This window comes from Anabaena sp. FACHB-1391 (assembly GCF_014696755.1).
Lineage (GTDB): Bacteria > Cyanobacteriota > Cyanobacteriia > Cyanobacteriales > Nostocaceae > Dolichospermum > Dolichospermum planctonicum.
On sequence record NZ_JACJQS010000005.1, the window covers coordinates 60000 to 81000 of the forward strand.

Here is a 21001-nt window from a genome sequence, read left to right on the forward strand (position 1 = left end):
ATATAAAAATCAATGAACTATGGGGATTGCTATATTATCTATAATAGTTGTTTTTTATGTTATTGATGATAGAATTAAGAAAAATTTACAAATTTCCTAGTTGCTTGCGTGCTGCTGCTAAAATTAATCTTTGTTCAGCACGAGCGATCGCTTTATAAGTCTTTTCTACAGCTTCCAGTTCTACAGAAATAGAAGTAATGCCCCATTCTATTAACTTATCAATTATTTCTGGATAAAGTGCCGGAGCTTGACCACAGATAGAACAGGGAATACCTCCAGCTTGAGACATTTGAATTAATTGAGATATTGCTTTCATCACTACTGGATGACTTTCATCAAATATTGTTGCAAATTTTCCCTGTTCTCGATCTACTCCTAATAATAATTGAGTTAAATCATTTGTGCCAATGGAAATACCCATCACACCAGCTTTAATATATTCAGGTAAAAGAAATAGTATACTAGGAACTTCTGCCATGATCCATAATTGAAACTGATGGTTTTTTATTAACCCAGATTCCGCAACTTTATCACGACAAAATACAAATTCTTCCACAGTGCGGACAAAAGGTAATAGCAAATTAATATTTCTATAACCAGATGCTTGGACTATCGCTAAAGCTTGTAATTCCAATTCAAAAATCGCCGGATACTGCATATAATTAAAAACACCCCTCTCACCGAGAATTGATGACTGTGATAAGAGGGAATCTGCACTCAATGATGTTAAATTATAGGCTGGTAAATCTAAAGAACGATAAAAAATAGGTCTAGGTAAAAAAGCGCGAGCAAACTCCATAATTTGCTCAGATAATAACTCTAATAATTCCTTTTTTCTTCCTTCTAGTAACCATTGTTGAGGATGTTTTCCCTTGAGGATATTTAATATCATCAATTCCGAACGTAATAATCCCACACCGTCTACAGGTAAACTTTGTACTTGTTTAATTAATTGAGGTTGACTTAAATTTACCATTAACCTAGTGGCAATTATTGGTAAATTTGTAAATTGATGATCTGATATTTTCTCATCATTCATTGTTTTTTCCATCTCCGCAATCGGAAAATTTTCCTCTTCTTCTGTCAGACGATATATTTCTCCTTTGTCACCATCTAGTAATAATTTTTCACCTGATTGTAAAATAGTCGTCGCACCCGTGGCACTAATCACCGCAGGAATACTTAATTCTCTGGCTAAAATTGCACCATGACTAGTTAATCCGCCTTGTTCCGTAATAATGCCAGCAACACCCCGTAATAATGGTAAATAATCAGGAGTAATGACTGATGTAATCAGAATTACATCCTTGGGAACTTGTAGCAATTTTTGCGCTGAATTGAGAATATAAGCATTAGCAATAATTCTGCCCCTAGCTGCCCCAATACCTTGAATAAATTGGATATTCGGTTTTATCGGTTGGGGAACAGTAACCTCTGTAATATAGATTTTAGAGGTAGAGGCTAAATATGAGGGGACAAGTTTCCATTTTACAGTTAAAGTTGTACCCAGTTCACCAACTAGGCGATTTCCTAAAACAATTAATTCTTGTAAATATGCTTCTGGTAAAGCGTATTCTTGTTGTTGAGATTCTGGTAAAAGATAAGTCGGTAAACAATTATGATTTGATGTTAGCTGTAATTCTTCACTGGCTAAATGTGTGCCATTATCAAGACCATAAGCCAAAATTTTATTCCCCAATTGTCTTTCTAAAACCACCCCGGTTTCCGGTTCTATGTAGTAAACATCTGGTAATACTTCACCATTAGTAATTGCTAAACAATCGCCCCAAGTAGCTTCAATATCATAAGCCAAGGGGTTAATATTCAGGACACCAGAGGCAATGCAAGAATCAACTGGTTGTACTAATACTCCTAAATTAATTTGTGGTAAAGTAATACCCATACTCCGCCAATATAGTAAACTTCTAGCACGGAATAATTGACTGTAAAGTAACTTTAAAGCTGCCCCAATTTCCGCTTCTTCGCAAGGACAAAATACCGAATCTAATAACCCGGTCACATTTTTCATTTCTTGATTACTTGATATTGCCAGACTAGGGCGCAAAATTAAACTACTTCCTGGCCATTGTTTAGCAGCTGCAAAAATTGTCCTTAGCCAATGAGGTGGGACACTGGCCGAGATAATTTCCTGACGCAAGCGGCCAGCTACCTGCTGAAGTTGTCGCCAATTATTTACATCTAAGTGTAGAGAAGAATGAGGTAAATCAGCAATTAAAGACTCTGAACTGTTGAGATTTTCTAGGAATTGCTGTAAAACATCCGCTGCTACCACAAAACCAGGGAGAACAGGGTAGCCTCGTTGTTGAATTTTGCTTAAGTAAAACGCTAAAACGCCGACTTTAGCGCGGTCTTGTAGTGTGATTTTGTCAAGCCAATAGAGTTTATCCACTCAATTCATTAGGTGTCCGTTTATATGGTAATTCTGTTTTACCTGAAAGTTGTTAAATATGACTGATGGGGGAGTCAGTAAGTAGTCAGACAAGTTAAATTATTAAATATTATTGATTAAATACTTTTTGTTACTATACTACCAATTAATATCAAAAATGAACTATATTTTGTTTTTATTTGTTTTTAACTCCACATATTCCACCGTTGAACTATTTAACACCTACAGAACTTGACAAATCCTTATTATATTACCAGCAGTGATTGGTTGAATACCGGGCTGCGTCTATGTTTGGCACTGTTTATTGGGGCTATAATTGGCCTGGAAAGGCAAATTAAAAACAAGCCGGCTGGTTTAAGAACTCATATGCTAGTCAGTTTGGGTTCATCTGTGTTTACTCTAATTACTATCCAAACAGGTGGAACACAACTTAGTGCTGATGCTATTAGTCGTGTAGTGCAAGGTATCGCTGCTGGAGTGGGATTTTTAGGCGCTGGGGAGATTTTGCGTCAATCTTCCCAAACATCAAAATCTCCAGAAGTTCACGGATTAACTTCTGCTGCTGCAATTTGGGTATCCGCTGCTTTGGGAATTGCTGCTGGGTGTGGTTTATGGCAATTAGGATTAATGGGCGCTATTTTAACTGTAATTATTTTACACATTTTTAAAAGACTAGAAAAATTTAATTAGTTGTCAATTACCCATTACCCATTACCCATTACCCATTACCCATTACCCATTACCATTTTCTGATATTTTTCCCGCACTCACAGATAGAATCTGGGAAGATTTTAACCATTGAGAATCAAAAGCACCTAAATGAGTAGTAGTAATCAAAGTTTGAAATCGGTCTTGAATAGCATCAAGTAATTGACCTTGACGGGATGGATCTAATTCAGCTAAAACATCATCTAATAATAACAAAGGTGGTTCATTAATCACTTCTTCAATTAATTGTAATTCGGCTAATTTCAAAGCTAAAACCAATGTTCTTTGTTGACCTTGAGAACCATATTTTCGCGCCGGAGTTTGATTAATAATTAATTCTATTTCATCGCGGTGGGGTCCAACTAAAGTTATGCCTCGATGTAATTCAGTAATCGCTCTTTGTTGTAGTTTAGCAAAAAAATCACCTTGTAATTCATGGGCAGAATTTTTTTCTATTTTTTCTAAAGGAATATTAGCAGCATATTTAATCTCTAGATTTTCCGATGCTCCACTAATACTATTATGCCATGCAGAAGCTAGGGGAGACAATCTTTGAATGGCTCTATCTCGTCTCAAAATTACCCTTGTACCAGCGGTAACTAATTGTGCATTCCAGATAGCTAATTCTGATTGTAGAGACTTTTCTTGTGTATTGATATAGCGTTTTAAGAAAGCATTGCGTTGGCGTAAAATTTGGTTATATTGATGTAAAATATGGGCATAAACTGGTTCTAATTGAATTAATAATGTATCCAACCAATGACGACGACCGACCGGACTACCCCGCACCAATTCTAAATCTAAACTAGAAAATTCTACTGCATTGAGGACACCTAAAAAGTTCATTTGTTTAGGAACTATTTCCCCATTAATAGCGACGGTGCGACGACCTTGACGACGGAGAGTGAGGGTTAAATCACTATTGCTATGAATCCTTTGTAAATTAGCACTAATTTGGGCTGTAGATTCACCTTCTTTAATTAAATCATGATCTCGTGTCATGCGGTGCGATCGCAATGTTGCTAATAATTCTACAGCTTCCAATAGATTTGATTTTCCTTGAGCATTATTACCCACCAAAATAGTTTTAGCAGCGGTAAATTCAACTTTTTGATCTTGGTAATTACGAAATTGTTTCAGGTGTAAAGTTTTTAAATACATATATATAACATATATAGGACTCCTATTTGATTTTTGATAGCTTGCGTGGCGTAGCCATACAAGACTCAGTAGGTATCAATTCTGTCCTTCCTGTTCCCTATTCCCTATTCCCTATTCCCTATTCCCTGTTCCCTGTTCCCTTGTTATAACGACAATTTTTAACGCCAACCTGCTTAAGGTACTGTCACCAAATCTAATTGGTACTTTTGAGAATCGCTGTCAATGCGTATAAATTCATTTTCCGGGTTATAGGTTGCAAATTTGCTCAGATTATCCTCTTTGTTGATAGCATTTTCTAAATAAGCTGAGGCTAATGTTGAAGTTACATAAATATTTCCATGTTGTTTGAACGCTTGTATTAGTTCAGATTCCTCTGGATAATCTTTGACTAAATGTTCTGCTAGAAATCCTTTTAAAATTATTCCTCTCAAGCCCGTTTTGTTGTATCCTGCTTTGGCGATCATCAATGATATATTATCAGAATTGAGATCAGGTAAATTATCGTAATCTTCAAAAAACGGGCAAAAAACTTTCATCAGATTTTTGACAGGATTTTTAACTTTCCCGTAATTGGGATCTTGTTGTTTTCTACGTTTCGATTCACCCATGATATCTATTTCCTAATTAGGGTTTGCTGAATAAGTTGTCTGTGAAAGCAGGTAACAGGTAACAGGTAACAGGTAACAGGTAACAGGTAACAGGTAACAGGTAACAGATAACAGATAACAGGTAACAGGTAACAGGTAACAGGGAATAGGGAATAGGGAACAGATAAGAAACAAAAGTTACTGAGTTTAAAGCTCAGTCAAGAAAAAGATGTTTTTAAAAGATGCGTAGCACGAAAAAAAACAGTGTCATTATTTCAATCTCATGTTTTTAAACTTAAACATGAGTTTTTTCTGTTCCCTGTTGCCCGTTCCCTGTTCCCTCTGAAATCCTGTTAATTTGCAAGTCCTGATTCTGAGAATTTACCCATTAAACATTTTTTTGTCCCCTAAAGCGGAAAAATAATTTCTCACCTTCAATCCAGACAAACATTAAAGCACTAAATGCAATACAAATTCCTAGTTCTTGTAAACTGAGTGCATGAGTACCAAAGAAACTTCGCAGGGGGGGAACATAAATTAACATCAATTGCAAAATTGTCGTCACAATGACTGACCCCAATACAAAGATATTAGAGAAAGGATTCATTTCAATGGTAAGTCTATTATTAGAACGAATGGCGATCGCATGACCCATTTGTGCTAGACATAATGAAGTAAATACCATTGTTTTCCAAGTATCTTCATGTCCTTGATATCCAGGTGCGTGAGAATGTTGATAAGCCCACTGCATGAGAATAATGGTAATAATGGCGAAAACAATCCCAATGCGAATCATATAAGCACCCAAACCTCTCGCAAAAATACTTTCACGGGGACTAAAGGGGGGACGCTGCATCACATCAGGTTCAGGAGGTTCTACAGCCAGTGCTAAAGCTGGTAAACCGTCTGTAACCAAATTCATCCAGAGAATTTGCAAAGGACTCAAAGGAACACCGCCCAAATTTAACAAGGGTGCGGCCGCAATGGTGAGAACTTCTCCAATATTACTACCAAGAATATACTTGATAAACCTGCGAATATTAGTATAAACAACTCTACCTTCCTTAGTGGCAGCGACTATGGTGGCAAAATTGTCATCTAGCAGGATCATGTCGCTGGCTTCCTTGCTCACATCTGTACCTGTGATGCCCATGGCAATGCCTATATCAGCTTGTTTGAGGGCGGGAGCATCATTCACGCCATCGCCTGTCATAGCCACAAATCGCCCGCGTCGCTGCAATGCTTGCACAATTCTTAATTTGTGTTCTGGGGAGACCCTGGCGTAAATACTCACTAGGTCTACCTGTGCTTCTAATTCCTGGTCACTTAGTAGTTGCAATTCCTTACCAGTAAGAACTCTATCACCTTTTTGGGCGATTCCTAAATCAATAGCGATCGCCTGGGCGGTTAATTGATGGTCGCCAGTAATCATTACCGGACGAATACCAGCGTGGCGACATTCTTGGACCGCAGCCCGCACTTCTGGCCGGGGCGCGTCTAACATTCCCACCAGTCCCAACCAAACTAAATCTACCTCAGAAATGTCCTCTGAACCATCGGCAGGAACTTCCCTCAAGGGTTTATAAGCAAAACCTAAGACCCGCAAACCTTGACTGGCCATTTGGTCATTAGCTACTAGAATTTGGCTGCGTTGTTCGGCGTTGATAAAAACAGCCTTATCACCTAAATGGATTTTTGTACACCTTTCCAGAGTTAATTCTGGTGAACCCTTGGTGAACATGAGATATTTTTCCGATTCGACAAAACCAGTAATAGCAGGGTCAATAGCTATTAAAGAAGATTCGCCAGTAGCCACAGCTTCTATTTGACAAATCACACTCATGCGCTTCCGTTCAGAGGAAAAGGGAAATTCTGCTACACGAGGTAATTTACTATACCATTGGTCCTGCTCAATTCCTGCTTTCCCCGCCAAAGTAACTAAAGCCCCTTCCGTGGGGTCGCCTAAAATTACCCATTGTCCTTGTTGTTGTTGCAAAACAGCATCATTACAAACAGCACAGGGAACAAGCAGGGCGGAAATTTCTGGAAATTCATCTAAACTGGCTTTTTTACCATGTAAGTGAAAATCTCCAATAGGAGTATAACCATCCCCAGAGACACGAAAGGTGGAATTATTGGTATAAACTGACTGGACTACCATTTTATTTTGAGTCAGAGTTCCGGTTTTGTCAGAACAAATAGTAGTTACAGAACCGAGTGTTTCTACTGCTGGGAGTTTGCGAATTAAAGCATTATGTTTGACCATGCGCTGAGTTCCCAAAGCCAGGGTAACGGTAATTACAGCCGGTAAACCTTCGGGAACTACCGCCACAGCCATACTTAAAGAAACTTCTACTAATTCTTGTAAATTTTTCCAGCCTATTCCTTTAGTTAGATCATGAATAAGTCCACCACCAACGACTATGGCTACAAGAATTAAAGAACCGCTGACCAGGACATTACCCAGTTGGGTCATGCGTTGCTGTAGGGGTGTAGGTTCACCGTCCACAGATTGTAACATGATAGCAATTTTACCTAATTCCGTGGCCATTCCCGTGTTAGTTACCAACACCTTAGCCCGACCTTGGACAACTTCCGTGCCTTGAAAAACTGAATTGAGGCGATCGCCTAAAGGTGCATCTTCTGGTAATGTGATTATAGCTTGCTTATTAACAGCCTCAGCTTCACCCGTTAAAGCAGATTCACGCACTTGTAAATTAGATTGTTCTATTAAGCGACCATCAGCGGCTATTTGCACTCCAGCTTCCAGCAGCATCACATCCCCTGGGACTAGATCCTTGGCTGCTATATCCCCCAGTTTACCGTCACGCAGGATTCGCACCGAAGGAGAAGATAGTTTTTTCAAAGCTGCTAAAGCTTTTTCGGCCCGGCTTTCTTGGACATAGCCCAAAATACCGTTAAGAATAACGATGGCCATAATGGCAATTGTATCCTTAAATGGCACTTCACCGGGTTTTAAGTCCCCCCTAGACAAAGCCATCAAATCCAAAAAACCAGAAATGAAGGCAACTGCAATCAACATCAATAACATGATATTGGTAAACTGATCTAGGAGAATTTGCCAAGGGCTACGACCTCCATGTTCTTCTAGTTCATTCGTTCCATATTTTTGACGACGCTGTTCAACTTCTTGGGACGTTAAGCCGTTGTTTGCGTCACTATCTAGCATTTCTAGGGCTTTATCAACTGCCAAACCATGCCAGATGTTGGTAGCTTCAGGTAAAGAATGAGCAGACATTGTGTAAGTTACAGGAAATGGTTACAAGATTCGATCATAATTTAGCAATGTCCGAAAATGGGGAATTTGTGGTTATTAGTTATTAGTGAGTGGGGTTATTGACAGAGTGGGGTTATTGACATACCTTCTCTTCCTTTCATGAGCGAGGATTCCTTGACACTTCACTGACTGGTGCTACCTAAGAGTAGTCTGATCTAGTCTGGAGTGTCCGTTTATAGTCTCCCAATGCCCTGTGGCGACTATATCTAGTTTACTATAAAGCTGTCCTAGAAGGACGGGGCTTGTATCCGATTTTTTTTCGGTCAGAAAATGTGGAATTGGGTAATTGGGTAATTGGGTAATTGGGTAATTGGGTAATTAGGAAAGATTCTTCCTTGTTCCCTATTCCCTGTTCTCCAGGACTTACGCACAGGTCAGGGAATAATGAACCATCGAAGCAAGCGAAAGCTGCAGCAAAGCCTCCCCAAGAGGAGCGAAGATCACAAATAAGAGAGGCTTTGGGAGATATTTTGCGTAAGTCCTATTCCCTAAATAACAACTGACGTTAAAAAGTAATAATTTATGACTACTATGCTCAATAACACGAGTTTCCCACTACCCAGTTTGACAGTGAACCAAAATTTTGAACAGCAAAGAATTATTAGGCCAATTACTGCTGCTACCCTGTACGGTATCGCTTTTACCGAAAATAGACTCATTGCTATTGATACAATTAAAGGTCATTTATTAGAAATTGACCCCCTCAGCGATAACAGCAAAATTATCAATCCCCACCAAGTCCGTGAATTTAAGGAAGTTACCGGGTTAGCTATGTCGCAAGGTTATCTCTGGGTAACTCGTGGTAATAGTGTCTACTCTTGCAAATTCGCCTCTTTAGGTTTAGAACATTTTGTGACTTTACCATACCCTGCTGACGGGGTTGCTGTTTGGGAATCTACCGTTTATGTCAGTTGTCAAAGACTTGGCTATATTTTAATTTTTGACCGTGATACCCGCAGGGAAATCACTAGATTTTACGCCCCTGGTGTCGGCATAGAAAATTTAGCAGTGACAAAAGAAACTCTGTGGATATGCGATCGCACGGAACAAACTGTTTACTCTATGGATAGGGCAACCGGGGAAGTCCGTTTCAGTGTTCTTACTCCTTTTGATTCCCCAACGGGTATCGCTGTTTATGGACAGGATGAGGCAGGTAAAGATCGTCTGTATGTGGCATACTCTAGTGAAGAACCTTACATCCGCGATAACCCTAATGCTGATCCCTGTTATGAGTTAACATACCGCGATCGCACATTCATTCATGCTCTACAATATCATTACCAGGAGGATAAACGCTACGCCCTTTCTAATGGTTATCTCATAGAAATGTCTTATCTTGAGGAAATTTCCCCCCTTGATGAGGTTTATTTAAGCGATATAGAATGGCGTATTGCCCTACCCTCAGAAACGGAACGGCAAAAAGTTAAGCAAGTTGAAGCGATTGGCTTACCCTTCACAGAAGAAATCATTGACGGACAAAGGGTAGCGGTTTTTAAATTTGACACCCTCACCCCCGGAGAACGCCACATATTTGGCTGGAAAGCACTTGTGGAAGTGTGGAGTATTAAATATCGCATTACTCCCAGAGACGTGGAAAAGTTACCAGAACTGCCACCAGAATTAAAAACTCGCTATCTGGTAGATGATGATGATTTAGCAATGGATACGGATATTGTGATCCGTGCGGCCAAGACAGCTATCGGTTCAGAAACTAACTTGTTACGGAAAATGTACAGTATCCGCAACTACGTCTATGATCAATTATCTTATGGTATTAAACCCCATATTGATTCGCCAGATGTGGTTTTAGAGCGTGGTGTTGGTTCCTGTGGAGAATATGTGGGTGTATTACTGGCACTTTGTCGCTTGAATGGTATTCCTTGTCGCACCGTTGGTAGATATAAATGTCCAGTTTATGCTGAACATCAGGGAGTTCCCCTCCAACCCGATTTTAATCATGTTTGGTTAGAATTTTATATTCCCGGTATGGGTTGGTTGCCCATGGAATCTAATCCTGATGATCTCGAAGAAGGTGGACCATATCCTACACGCTTTTTCATGGGTTTATGCTGGTATCATATCGAAATTGGCAAAGGTATATCCTTTGAAACTTTAAGCCAGAATGGAGTTCGCTTGACTAAAGAAGATATTTCACTAGGTGATTTAGCTATTAACCATATTCGGTTTACAATCCTGAAAGAATTACCGCCTTTTTAAGGTTATTTTTCCTTTCTTCCGGTCTTTTTCTCGTTCCCAGTCTCCAGACTGGGAGTCCACCGGGAGGTTCTAAGCCATTATGCTTATGCTCTGCGTGGGAATGGAAATCCAGGAAAATATAGGAGGTAAGCTGTACTGCATTTAATTTGTACAATTATAGCGGGCAGGATGCCCACACCACAAGATTTGGCCATAAAGATTTGGCCATATTAGAATTGTACAATTTAGCTGCGTAACGGTTGACATTAGGACTGTTAAGTGAGAGAAATTACGTTGGGGATAATTGCAGCTTAGTGGCTGTTCTACAGCTTTGCGGCATATTTCCTGATAGTAAATAGTAATAATGATGCACGGGAGAGAGTGGTAATATGAGCAACCCTAGTAATTCCGGTAAGATAAAATTTGGTACTGATGGATGGCGCGGAATTATTGCTGATGATTTTACTTTTCCAAATGTGCGGAAAGTAACCAGGGCGATCGCTAGTTATCTGGAAACTGCCTATACTAAGGACAGACCTGTTTTAATCGCCTACGATACCAGGTTTTTAGCCGACGAGTTCGCCCAAACATCTGCCGCAGTTTTAGCAGATTTGGGTTGGAATGTACAAATTACTGACCGGGATTGTCCCACCCCAGTAATTGCCTACAATGCCCGTCTCCTCAATTCTGCAGGGGCTTTGATGTTTACTGCTAGTCATAATCCTGCACCTTATTGTGGGATTAAATATATACCCGATTATGCAGGTCCGGCAACTCCAGAAATTACTGATACTATTGTCGCCAATATAGAAACGGCATCCGATGAATTACCTGGAAGTAACCCATCTGGTACAATTTCTACTTTTGATCCCAAACCCGATTATTTGCATTTTATCTACACCTTGTTGGATGTGGAAAAAATTAAAAGTGCAAATTTAAAGGTCAAATATGATGCCCTTTATTCTACCTCTCGTGGTTATTTAGATGAAGTCCTGCAACAGTGTGGTTGTCAATTAGAAAGTTTTCACACCTGGCGAGATGTGCTTTTTGGGGGTGGTATGCCTGAACCCAAAGGGGAACAGTTAGTTGAGTTGGTGGCCGCTGTCAAGGCTGATCATGCGGATTTGGGTTTGGCTACCGATGGTGATAGCGATCGCTTTGGTATTGTTGATGAACAAGGTAATGTCCTCACTCCCAATACAGTGTTGTTACTCCTAGCACGACATTTGATTAAAAACAAGGGTAAAAGCGGTGCGATCGTTCGGACTGTGGCAACTACGCACTTATTAGATAATTTTGCAGCTAAGTATGGGCTGGAAATTTATGAAACTGCGGTGGGTTTTAAATACATTGGTGAGAAAATGCGGGAAACCGCCGTTTTGATTGGTGGGGAAGAATCCGGTGGTTTAAGTATCATTGGCCATATTCCTGAAAAAGATGGGGTTTTAGCAGATATGCTAGTGGCTGAAGCGATCGCTTATGAAGGTAAGCCTTTAAGTCAGTTGGTACAGGAAGCTATAGCCGAAGCGGATGGTCCTTTGTATAACAATCGCTTGGATTTACACCTCACAGAAGCTCATAAAATCGCTGTGATTGATAGTTATACTCAAAATCCCCCCTCAGAAGTGGCAGGAATTAAGGTGAAAGAGGTGGGAAGGAAAGATGGTATTAAACTCTATTTAGAAGAGGGTAGCTGGGTGTTACTGCGTCCTTCTGGTACAGAACCTTTGGTGAGGGTGTACATGGAAACTAACTCACCAGAAAAACTTAGTCAGATTGCTAAATTCATGGAAGGTGAAATCGCTAAGTTAGCATAGAACCCCACCCCTAACCCCTCCCCGCAAACGAGGAGGGGGATGATATTTATTTAAAGATTTAAGTTATGATATTCAAAATATTGGCCAATTTTTTAATATTACTAATTATAGCTGTTTGGGTAGTAGCGATCGCTCTCATTTCTGTCCAAAATGCTACTCCTGTATCTTTAAAGTTTTTGGTTTTTCAATCAATACAAATTCCCTTTGGGTTAATGTTAGCTTTTGCTGTGGCCGTCGGTTTGTTAGCTACAGCCGTTTTACAGCCTCTTTGGGAGTTGGGAGAGTCCCAATCTGGAATAGATGAAGATGCCGAGTTTTTTGTTGATGATGAGGATTTTTAGAAGTTTCTCAATAAATACAGCAGTTTCCGATATTAAGAAATAATGTATCTATTCTTTAGTGCTAAGATATTGGTAAAGTAAACAACTAACTAATTTAAAGTTATGGTTACTCAACCTCTAACGCTAAGTACATCAGAGGTCATCTACCCAGACAGTGATGGACAACCAATAGCTAATAATACAGAACAGTTTCGTTGGATATTAGTTATTCAACAAAATTTAGATTGGTTATTTGCAGATAACCCTGATGTTTTTGTGGCTGGTGATTTATTTTGGTATCCCATAGAAGGGAAAAATTATATAGTCAATGCACCAGATGTTATGGTTGTATTTGGACGACCAAAAGGTAAACGCGGTTCTTATTTACAATGGCAAGAAAATCATATTGCCCCCCAGGTGGTTTTTGAGATTCTTTCTCCTAGTAATTCCCAAACCGAAATGGAGAGGAAATTGATATTTTATGAAAGACATGGAGTAGAAGAATATTATATTTACAATCCTCAAAACAATCAGTTGAAAGGATGGTTAAAAACGGAAGATGGTTTAGATGTCATTTCAGAAATAGAAAATTGGGTTAGTCCCAGGTTAGGAATTAAGTTTGATTTATCAGGGGAAGAATTACAAATTTATCGTCCCGATGGTAATAGATTTTCTTCATATCTGGAAATTTGCCAACTTCTAGAACAAGCAGAAACAGCATTAGCCGCAGAAAGGAGAAAAACGCAACTTTTAGCTGAAAAATTAAAGGCTTTAGGTGTGAATCCTGATGAACTAGAGTGATAATAAAAAACAAAAATAGTCGGTTAAAACCGACTTTTGCTTTTAGTTATTCTGGATAGCGTTTTGATGTATGCAGTATTCGCAGAACTTCTACAGATTCTTCCTTAACTCGGTAAATCAGAATATAGGGTGAATTAGAAATTATCAATTCTCTTGTACCTTCAACTCTGCCATTTTTACCCATAAAGGGATAATTTTGTAATTGATTAGCAGCATTTTGAATCTTGATTATTAATTCCTGTGCTGCGGTAGGATTATCCTGGAAAACGTAGTTACGCGCTTGTTCTAAGTTACGCAGCGCCCGACGTAGCCATTTAACCTGCATTTGTTAGCCTTGCAAATGTCCCTTTTACTTCTTCATCACTGGCAAAATCTCCAGCATCTGCTTCAGCAATACCTTTTTGGATTTCTTCGATTTGCCATTGATACATCTCTAAATAAGCGTTGACTGCTTCATTGAGAATATAACTTCTATCTCTGTTTATGCCTTTTGCTAATGCGTCTATAGCCGCTTTTTTGCTGCTGTCTATTCTAAATGTAATATTTTCTTTACTCATGGGTTTGTGATCATCATTCGTATTGCATGATATTATATAATATAACAATGTTAGATATTTAGTAAAAACTTTTGGCTTACGATAATATTTGCCGATACCTCACGGATACTTACCCTTTATCTTTTGTGCAATGGTTAATTGCAGAAGATATAAATGAAATTGAGGTGCTACCTACCGAGTTACCTATTAACCCCATTCGTGCTGATGCGTTGTTTCGACTACCGAAATTAAACCGCATTTTGCATTTGGAAATTCAAACTACACCAAAATCTGATACTCCCCTACCTGTGAGAATGTTAGATTATTGGTTGAGGATTTATCGTAAATATTTGTGTCCTATACAACAGGTGGTAATTTTTCTCAAAGAAACAAATTCACCTGATGTTTTTGTTGATAGATTGATAGTGGGGAATACACGACATCAATATCAAGTAATTAGAGTATGGGAAGAAGACAGCGAAACACTTTTAAAATCTCCTGCTTTATTACCTTTGGCAGTTTTAGCCAAGACAGATGAACCAAATAAGTTACTTCAGCAAGTTGCTTTAGAAATAGATAAAATAGAAGAACAAGCGCAACAAAATACTATAGCAGCTTGTGTGGAATTATTGGCTGGTTTAAAGTTTGAGAAACAGTTGATTAAACAATATTTTCGGGAGGAAACTATGGAAGAATCTGTGATTTATCAGGAGATTATTAACCGTGGGAAGTTAGAGATTATTTCCCGTTTGTTGAAACGTCGTATTGGCGATATTTCCGCAAAATTGGAGTCACAAATTAAAGAGTTATCTGGTGAAAAGTTAGATGAGCTTTCGGAAGCTATTTTGGATTTTTCACAACCTGATGATTTGGTAAATTGGATAGCGAATCAAAGTTAAAATATTTTCTCACGCAAAGAGGAAAAGATATTTTTCATGAGTCGGTTAAAACCGACTTTTGCTTTTAGACTCTTAATTTATTCCCTGGATATCAGAAATGTTTAATTTTGTTACGCTATCTTGTGCTATTTATACAAGATTATTGTATACTAAAGGCATAACTATTTAGTAAATCAGGCTACATTAAAAATGCAAGCATCAGAAACTAAGCTCAGAGAGATTATTCAAGGTGATAAACAATATATTGTACCTTTATTTCAACGTCCGTACAGTTGGAAAAAATCCCAGTGGGAAGCATTATGGAATGATATTTTAGAATTATGTAATACGGAAAATCCTCGTCCTCATTTTATGGGTTCTATTGTGACTATACCAGTTTCTGGATTGCCAGAAGGAGTCAGCAAATATTTATTAATTGATGGACAACAAAGATTAACTACTATTTTTATTCTGTTTTCGGCTTTGCGAGATCAAGTTAAAGATACTAATAAGCAATTAGCAGAAGAATTACATAATAAATTTCTTATTAATCAATATCAGCAAGATCCTGAAATTTATAAATTACAACCTACTCAAGTAGACAGAGAATCATTTTATAGTTTGATCAATTCATTAGATAATTCAGTACATAATATTGATAAAAATGCCCCAATTATTAAAAAATGCTATTTATTTTTTGATAGGAAAATTAGACAAAGTAATCTGGAATTTGGGAGAATAAAGCAAGTAATTTCTAGTTATTTATCTATTGTGAGCGTTGTTTTAAGCACAGAAGATAATCCTTATTTAGTCTTTGAAAGTCTCAATGCTAAAGGTGAACCTTTAACACAAGCTGATTTAATTCGTAACTATTTCTTCATGAGAATTAATACAGATAATCAAGATAATGCTTATAAAAAATATTGGCTACCAATGCAAGAAACTCTAAATGATAATGATAATTTAACAGAGTTTATCAGGCATTACTTAACAAAAGATGGTTTGGAAATTAAGAAAGATCAAGTTTATTTTGAAATTAAAGAAAGAATGAGTAAAAGTGAAGCTCTTTCTTATTTACAAAATTTATATAAATTTTCAGAATATTATGCAAAACTTTTAGATCCTGAAAAAGAGGATAATTTAAAAATTCGTCGGTTTCTAGAAAGAATCAACCGTTTAGAAATAGCTACTGTTTATCCTTTTTTACTTAATTGTTATCATGATTATGAAGAAAATAAACTTTCAGAAGCAGATTTTATTTCTGTTTTGCAGATTTTAGAAAATTTCATTATTCGCCGATTTGTTTGTAATGTTCAAACCAGGGGATTAAATAGAATCTTTTCTGTACTGTATTCTCAAGTTAGCAAAGCAAGTAATTTAGCTCATGCTGATTTTGTGGAAAGATTAAAACTAGATTTACAAAATCGTGATTATCCCAAAGATACAGAATTTCAGAAAGGTTTATTGGATGTTAAATTATACGGTACTGGACGTTCTAAAAAAGGTAAATTAATTTTAAAATCTATTGAAGAATCTTTTAATCATAAAGAACAGGTCATTTTGGATGGACTGGAGATTGAACATATTATGCCACAAACTATAAATAAATGGTGGCAACAACACTTAGGCGAAGATTGGGGGATAACTCATGATTTACTACTTCATTCTTTGGGTAATCTAACTATTACAGCTTACAATGGTGAATTATATAATTTGGAATTTGTTGAGAAAAAAGAAATATTGATTAATAGTCATTTAGAAATCAATAAATACTTTGAAAATCAAGAAACTTGGAAAAGAGAGGATATAGAAAAAAGAAGTTTAGATTTATCTGAGATAGTTTTACAAATTTGGCCTTACTTTGGTAATGAAAATCTGATCATTTCATCCAAAAGTAAATTAACTGGTATAACTCCCAAAAAACTAAAAATTTTTGGTAAGGAATATCCTGTCAAAAGTTGGCGGGATGTTTTAGAAACAACTTTAAATGCGATCGCTGATTTAGAACCAGATAAATTTAAAGATATTATGGAACAATTTCCCCGTTTTATTAGTAGAGATGGAAAAGAATTTCGGGATACGAGAAAATTAGAAAATGGGGTGTTCATTAATGTAAATTTATCAGCGAGGGATATTAATGCTTTTTGTATTAAAGCTATCGAAACCGCAGAACTTTCTACAGAAGAATGGGAAGTAGAAACCACAAGTTAATTTATGTTATGTATCATTTCCCAAAACCCTTATTTTCCTCTTTTGCTCCTTAGCGTCTTTGCGGGAAACAAAAAAAAGCGATTCCTACGGAGCGCTTCGCTATCGCGCATCAACAACCTTTAACTAAATATTCACTCCTATGAATTGAAAAGCCTGTTTAATACTTAAACTCATTGGTAATTTTTGTTCCTTTGCATATAATTCCGCCGCTTTACCATAAGCAGATAACATTTCTCGGCTGTTTTCCACCTGTCCATCTTGACTTTTAATATTCAGCAATACCCAACCTAAATTATGATAAGCTTCAGCATAACCAGGATTATATTTAATCGCTTTTTCCAGACATAACCTTGCCTTCTGCAACTCTCCTACCTGGCCATATAAAGTACCGAGACGAAATAAAACAAAAGCCTGAAGGGCTTGGGGTTCAGTAAACTTTTGTAAAAAATTCTCATAGATTTGAATAGCACTTTGATAACCTTGTAAATTTTCCTGAGTAATGCCATAATTAATTAACACCCATCCAGGAACTAACTTGTGACTGCTGGCTTGTTGAAAACTAGTTAAGCCCTCATTCCATAAATCCTGACTACATTGTTTCCAAGCCTTTAAACCCCAAGCTAAAGCACTATCAGGCACCTGATTAATAAATTCCTCAATTCTTCTATCTACATCATTAACCTGTTTAGTAAAAACGGCTTTTTCCAAAGCTAGAATCAAATAAGGATATAGCCAAGGTAAATGATCATAGTTATTATTATAGTTATTATTTTGGATTTGCTGTGATTTAAAAATTCCTTGTGTAGCCGCACGAATGGCTAATTTCCATTGTTGTTGCTGTATATATATCCAAGCTTGTAAACCCAACGCAAACGTACAATCAGGCTGTAACTGTAATGCTTGATTGACTGTATTTTCCGCCATTTTTAAATTACCAGCTTTACCTAAAGCCCACGCCAAATTAGTCTGTATCCACACTTGTTCAGGAGATAATTTAACCCCTTTTTCTAGATTTTTAACTGCTTCTTGCCAATTTTTTTGCCGACAATTAATCAACCCTAAAACTCCATAACCTCTACCGTCATTTGGTTGTAATTGAATAGCTTTTTTTGCCGCTATTTCTGCTTGTTGATCATCAACATATATTTGTAATAATGCTAGTTCTACCGCTGCTTCTCCATGATCTGGTGCAACTTGCAAATATTTTTGATATGCTTGAACAGCATCAACTAATTGACCTTGTTTGACTAATTCTTTAGCCCGTTGATGTTGAGGAGTGACAAATTTACCTTGAAGTGCATTAATTAATTCATCAGCCGTTTGAAATCTATCCTCTACCCTAAATTGCATTCCTGTGAGAATAACTTTTTCCATTAAAAAACTTAAATCAGAGCGTAGTTGTCGGGGTGATATTAATTTATCCACGGAACTACCTTGTAAAAAAGCACTAGCTCTATCCGTAGCTTCTATTGGTAATTTCCCAGTCAATAATTCATACATTGATGCACATAAGGCATAAAGGTCTGTACTAGGAAAACGCTTACTTTTTTGAATATATTGTTCATAAGGTGCATATCCAGGGGTTAATATTCGCGTCATATCCCCAGTTTGACCGGCAATAAATTCTCTAGCTGCACCAAAATCAATTAATACGGCTTTATCCGGGGGAACAATAATAATATTTTCGGGTTTGATGTCTCGATGCAGTAAATTATGACTATGAATAACTTTTAAAGCCCCAGCAATTTGCACAAAATAATTTTTAATTTGATTTTCCGCCAGTATCCCTGTTTCTAGTAAGATTTTATCTAATGATTTACCAACAAGTAATTCCATTATCATGTATGCGGTATCATTTTCTGTAAACCACTCATAAATTCTGACGATATGAGGATGAACACATTTTTGTAAATAATTAGCCTCTACCTGGAACTGTTGTAGTTGTTGTTGACGCTGTACGGGAGTAATGGACATAGGCCACAAAACCGTATTACCTTGTCTAGCAGCATTTTCTGGCCATAGTTCTTTAATAGCGACTTTGGTAGAATTGGAGATATAAGTGGCTGTGTATGTAATACCAAACCCACCTTGTCCTAATATGTTATCTATTCTATATCTGCCATTTCCTAATAATGTTCCCGGTGATAAATGCAGATTTGATGTAGTCGCAGAAGAGGTTAAAGGTGTACCGCAAGCGATACAGCTACTTTGATGATCATCGTTGTCAGTCAGACAGGTTGGACATTGAATAGACATAATCGGTAATGGGTAATAGTCAGTAATCTAGGTATTAACTAAAAATTGTAATGCTAACAGGGTAGCATTATCAGATGCACCACGTTCTAAAACTTTATTGATAGTCAAATTCACTGATGTTTGTAAGTTTTGATCATGATCAATGGTGAAAATTTCCTCTAGTTCGTTTTTAGAAACAAGATCCCAAACACCATCAGAACATAATAAAAGAATATCTTGATGTGCTAGTTGCATAGATAATTCTGGAGTAGTTTGTTTGAGATTTTGGACGTAACCATCACTTAATCTGCGTTTTGTACCGATGGATTTTATCAGCACATTTCTATCTGGATGTTCTAAACTTTGGCTTGGTGTAATTTGTCCACTAGCTACTAACATAGCCACAAGCGAATGATCTTCGCTGAGTTGTTTTATTTCTCCTTGACGTAGTAAATAAATGCGACTATCACCAACATGACTAATTATTAATTGTTGGGATCTGGCAAAAATAACGCTTAGGGTTGTTCCTCCTTCCTTAACTTGATTAGATACTGTTTCGTTAGCTTGAGTAAATAAGTTTGTTAACCATTCCTGGTATTGTTCTATATTTGGATATTCGGGAAAAATTGCTGTCTCTAAAACTGTTTTTATTGCCAATTTACTAGCTATTTCTCCTTGGGACATTCCCCCCATACCATCAGCTATAGCCCCTAAAATCATAGTTTCTGTATCACTGATTTTTTGGTATTTAATGCCATAGTTGTCTTCATTTTTTAACCTATTTATTGATAAGCCAACCGTAGAACTGCTGGCTATTTCCCAGTTAATCTTTGGTGTGCTGATTTCTTGACGGGTGTTAACTAATATTTGTAGGAGTTGTTCTAATGTAAATCTTTCTTGTGGTAGGGTAGATAAGCAAATTTTGAGAATTTGATGGATAATAGGAATAGGACTAATTTCTATTTCTTCCCTTTGGTCTGTTGGTAATGTTTGTTTGTGAATTATCTGATATAATAATGCTGCAACTGTATAACTACTCATTGTTTCTTGAATAGGACTTTTACAGTATGCTAATTCAGGATCACAATAATTTCCCACCAGTCCAGAAGTGAGAATTTCATTCACAGGATAGGCATTCGTGAGGTCGAAAAATTCTATGGGTGTTCCTATTTTAATAAATTGCGGTAAGATATTAATAACACACCATTCTCTTTGAGATATATAGCGGAATAATTGACAAATTTGCCCGGTAATTAATAATGATTCTTCTAAAGTGTGTTCAGTTTTTAACCAAGTTTCTAAGGTTTGATTTTCCCTGGGAAGGTAGGTAAGAATTAGCAGTTTTTGATTTGATATATTGGTGCTAATTGCTGTTTCTGGATAATATTCCTCTGCTAAATATTCCTCTGCTAAATATTCTGAAGCTGTATCTATTTCTACAATAGGATAAATGGTAGTTTCAATTTCTGGTGTATTTTGTGGTTTAATATCAAATTTAATATCAAATTTAATATCAATAGTTATATTGTCTTCGCTGTGTGCCAGTAGTTCGGTAATTAGTTTGTAATCACCTAGTTTTTTTCTCAGTTCCAGTTCTCGGTTGAGTGCGCTGTCAATTGCACCTATTCTCAGTAAACCGGGTTTTTCTGATGCGATATTAACCTGAAAATAATCAATATTAGGTGTGAGTTGTCCTAAATAAGAAATGATTTCTATTTGCAGGTTTTGCAGTTGAAAACAGATGTTTTCTTTAATTACTATTGGGTTTTGATTTGTGGGTTCATTCATAGATTTACAATAATTTAATTATAGTAGTGAAGGGCGGGCAAGATACCCACTCCAC

General features: G+C 37.2%; 15 protein-coding genes. 7 read left to right on the plus strand and 8 right to left on the minus strand.

Annotated features, from left to right (window positions below):
* Positions 1-85: 85 nt before the first annotated feature.
* The gene (locus H6F62_RS03755) at positions 86-2410 is read right to left on the minus strand and encodes a putative PEP-binding protein (RefSeq protein WP_190371377.1); all 2325 of its coding nucleotides are present in this window, start codon (positions 2408-2410) and stop codon (positions 86-88) included.
* Positions 2411-2641: 231 nt separating this feature from the next.
* Between H6F62_RS03755 and H6F62_RS03760 the strand changes: the two genes are divergently transcribed.
* Positions 2642-3100 (plus strand): MgtC/SapB family protein, encoded by a 459-nt coding sequence (locus tag H6F62_RS03760; RefSeq protein WP_137907748.1) that lies wholly within the window; start codon positions 2642-2644, stop codon positions 3098-3100.
* 42 nt (positions 3101-3142) lie between these two features.
* Here H6F62_RS03760 and recF read toward each other — a convergent pair whose 3' ends face one another.
* From recF to H6F62_RS03775, 3 genes are all read right to left on the minus strand, one after another.
* Positions 3143-4279 carry a DNA replication/repair protein RecF gene (gene recF / locus H6F62_RS03765; RefSeq protein ID WP_137907747.1) on the minus strand — a complete coding sequence of 379 codons (1137 nt, stop codon included), beginning with the start codon at positions 4277-4279 and terminating at the stop codon, positions 3143-3145.
* Between the two features lie 173 nt (positions 4280-4452).
* The gene (locus tag H6F62_RS03770) at positions 4453-4887 is read right to left on the minus strand and encodes a hypothetical protein (protein ID WP_137907746.1); all 435 of its coding nucleotides are present in this window, start codon (positions 4885-4887) and stop codon (positions 4453-4455) included.
* A gap of 367 nt (positions 4888-5254) precedes the next feature.
* Positions 5255-8125, minus strand: coding sequence for a cation-translocating P-type ATPase (locus H6F62_RS03775; RefSeq protein ID WP_137907745.1), 2871 nt, complete (start codon positions 8123-8125; stop codon positions 5255-5257).
* Positions 8126-8695: 570 nt separating this feature from the next.
* On the opposite strand from H6F62_RS03775, the gene H6F62_RS03780 reads away from it, so the two are divergent.
* The 4 genes from H6F62_RS03780 (at position 8696) to H6F62_RS03795 (ending at position 13298) form a co-directional block, all read left to right on the plus strand.
* A complete protein-coding gene (locus H6F62_RS03780; protein ID WP_190371407.1) occupies positions 8696-10381 on the plus strand; it encodes a transglutaminase domain-containing protein in 1686 nt (561 codons plus the stop codon).
* 368 nt (positions 10382-10749) lie between these two features.
* The gene (locus H6F62_RS03785) at positions 10750-12177 is read left to right on the plus strand and encodes a phosphoglucomutase/phosphomannomutase family protein (RefSeq protein WP_137907744.1); all 1428 of its coding nucleotides are present in this window, start codon (positions 10750-10752) and stop codon (positions 12175-12177) included.
* Between the two features lie 65 nt (positions 12178-12242).
* Positions 12243-12518, plus strand: coding sequence for a lipopolysaccharide assembly protein LapA domain-containing protein (locus H6F62_RS03790; RefSeq protein WP_137907743.1), 276 nt, complete (start codon positions 12243-12245; stop codon positions 12516-12518).
* Between the two features lie 102 nt (positions 12519-12620).
* Positions 12621-13298: a Uma2 family endonuclease gene (locus H6F62_RS03795; RefSeq protein ID WP_137907742.1), complete on the plus strand. Its 678-nt coding sequence runs from the start codon at positions 12621-12623 to the stop codon at positions 13296-13298.
* Positions 13299-13344: 46 nt separating this feature from the next.
* Here the strand turns inward: H6F62_RS03795 and H6F62_RS03800 are convergent, their stop codons facing one another.
* Positions 13345-13623 (minus strand): type II toxin-antitoxin system RelE/ParE family toxin, encoded by a 279-nt coding sequence (locus H6F62_RS03800; RefSeq protein ID WP_190371378.1) that lies wholly within the window; start codon positions 13621-13623, stop codon positions 13345-13347.
* Positions 13613-13855, minus strand: coding sequence for a ribbon-helix-helix protein, CopG family (locus H6F62_RS03805; RefSeq protein WP_028090194.1), 243 nt, complete (start codon positions 13853-13855; stop codon positions 13613-13615). The genes H6F62_RS03800 and H6F62_RS03805 overlap by 11 nt, the downstream gene beginning before the upstream one ends.
* A gap of 71 nt (positions 13856-13926) precedes the next feature.
* On the opposite strand from H6F62_RS03805, the gene H6F62_RS03810 reads away from it, so the two are divergent.
* Positions 13927-14733, plus strand: a complete 807-nt coding sequence (locus H6F62_RS03810) for a DUF4351 domain-containing protein (protein ID WP_190371379.1) — start codon at positions 13927-13929, stop codon at positions 14731-14733.
* A 189-nt stretch (positions 14734-14922) separates the two neighbouring features.
* On the plus strand, positions 14923-16923 hold the full coding sequence (locus H6F62_RS03815; RefSeq protein ID WP_190371380.1) for a DUF262 domain-containing protein: 2001 nt from the start codon (positions 14923-14925) through the stop codon (positions 16921-16923).
* 123 nt (positions 16924-17046) lie between these two features.
* Here the strand turns inward: H6F62_RS03815 and H6F62_RS03820 are convergent, their stop codons facing one another.
* Positions 17047-19179 carry a protein kinase gene (locus H6F62_RS03820; RefSeq protein ID WP_190371381.1) on the minus strand — a complete coding sequence of 711 codons (2133 nt, stop codon included), beginning with the start codon at positions 19177-19179 and terminating at the stop codon, positions 17047-17049.
* A 27-nt stretch (positions 19180-19206) separates the two neighbouring features.
* A complete protein-coding gene (locus tag H6F62_RS03825; protein ID WP_190371382.1) occupies positions 19207-20946 on the minus strand; it encodes a protein phosphatase 2C domain-containing protein in 1740 nt (579 codons plus the stop codon).
* Positions 20947-21001: the final 55 nt, after the last annotated feature.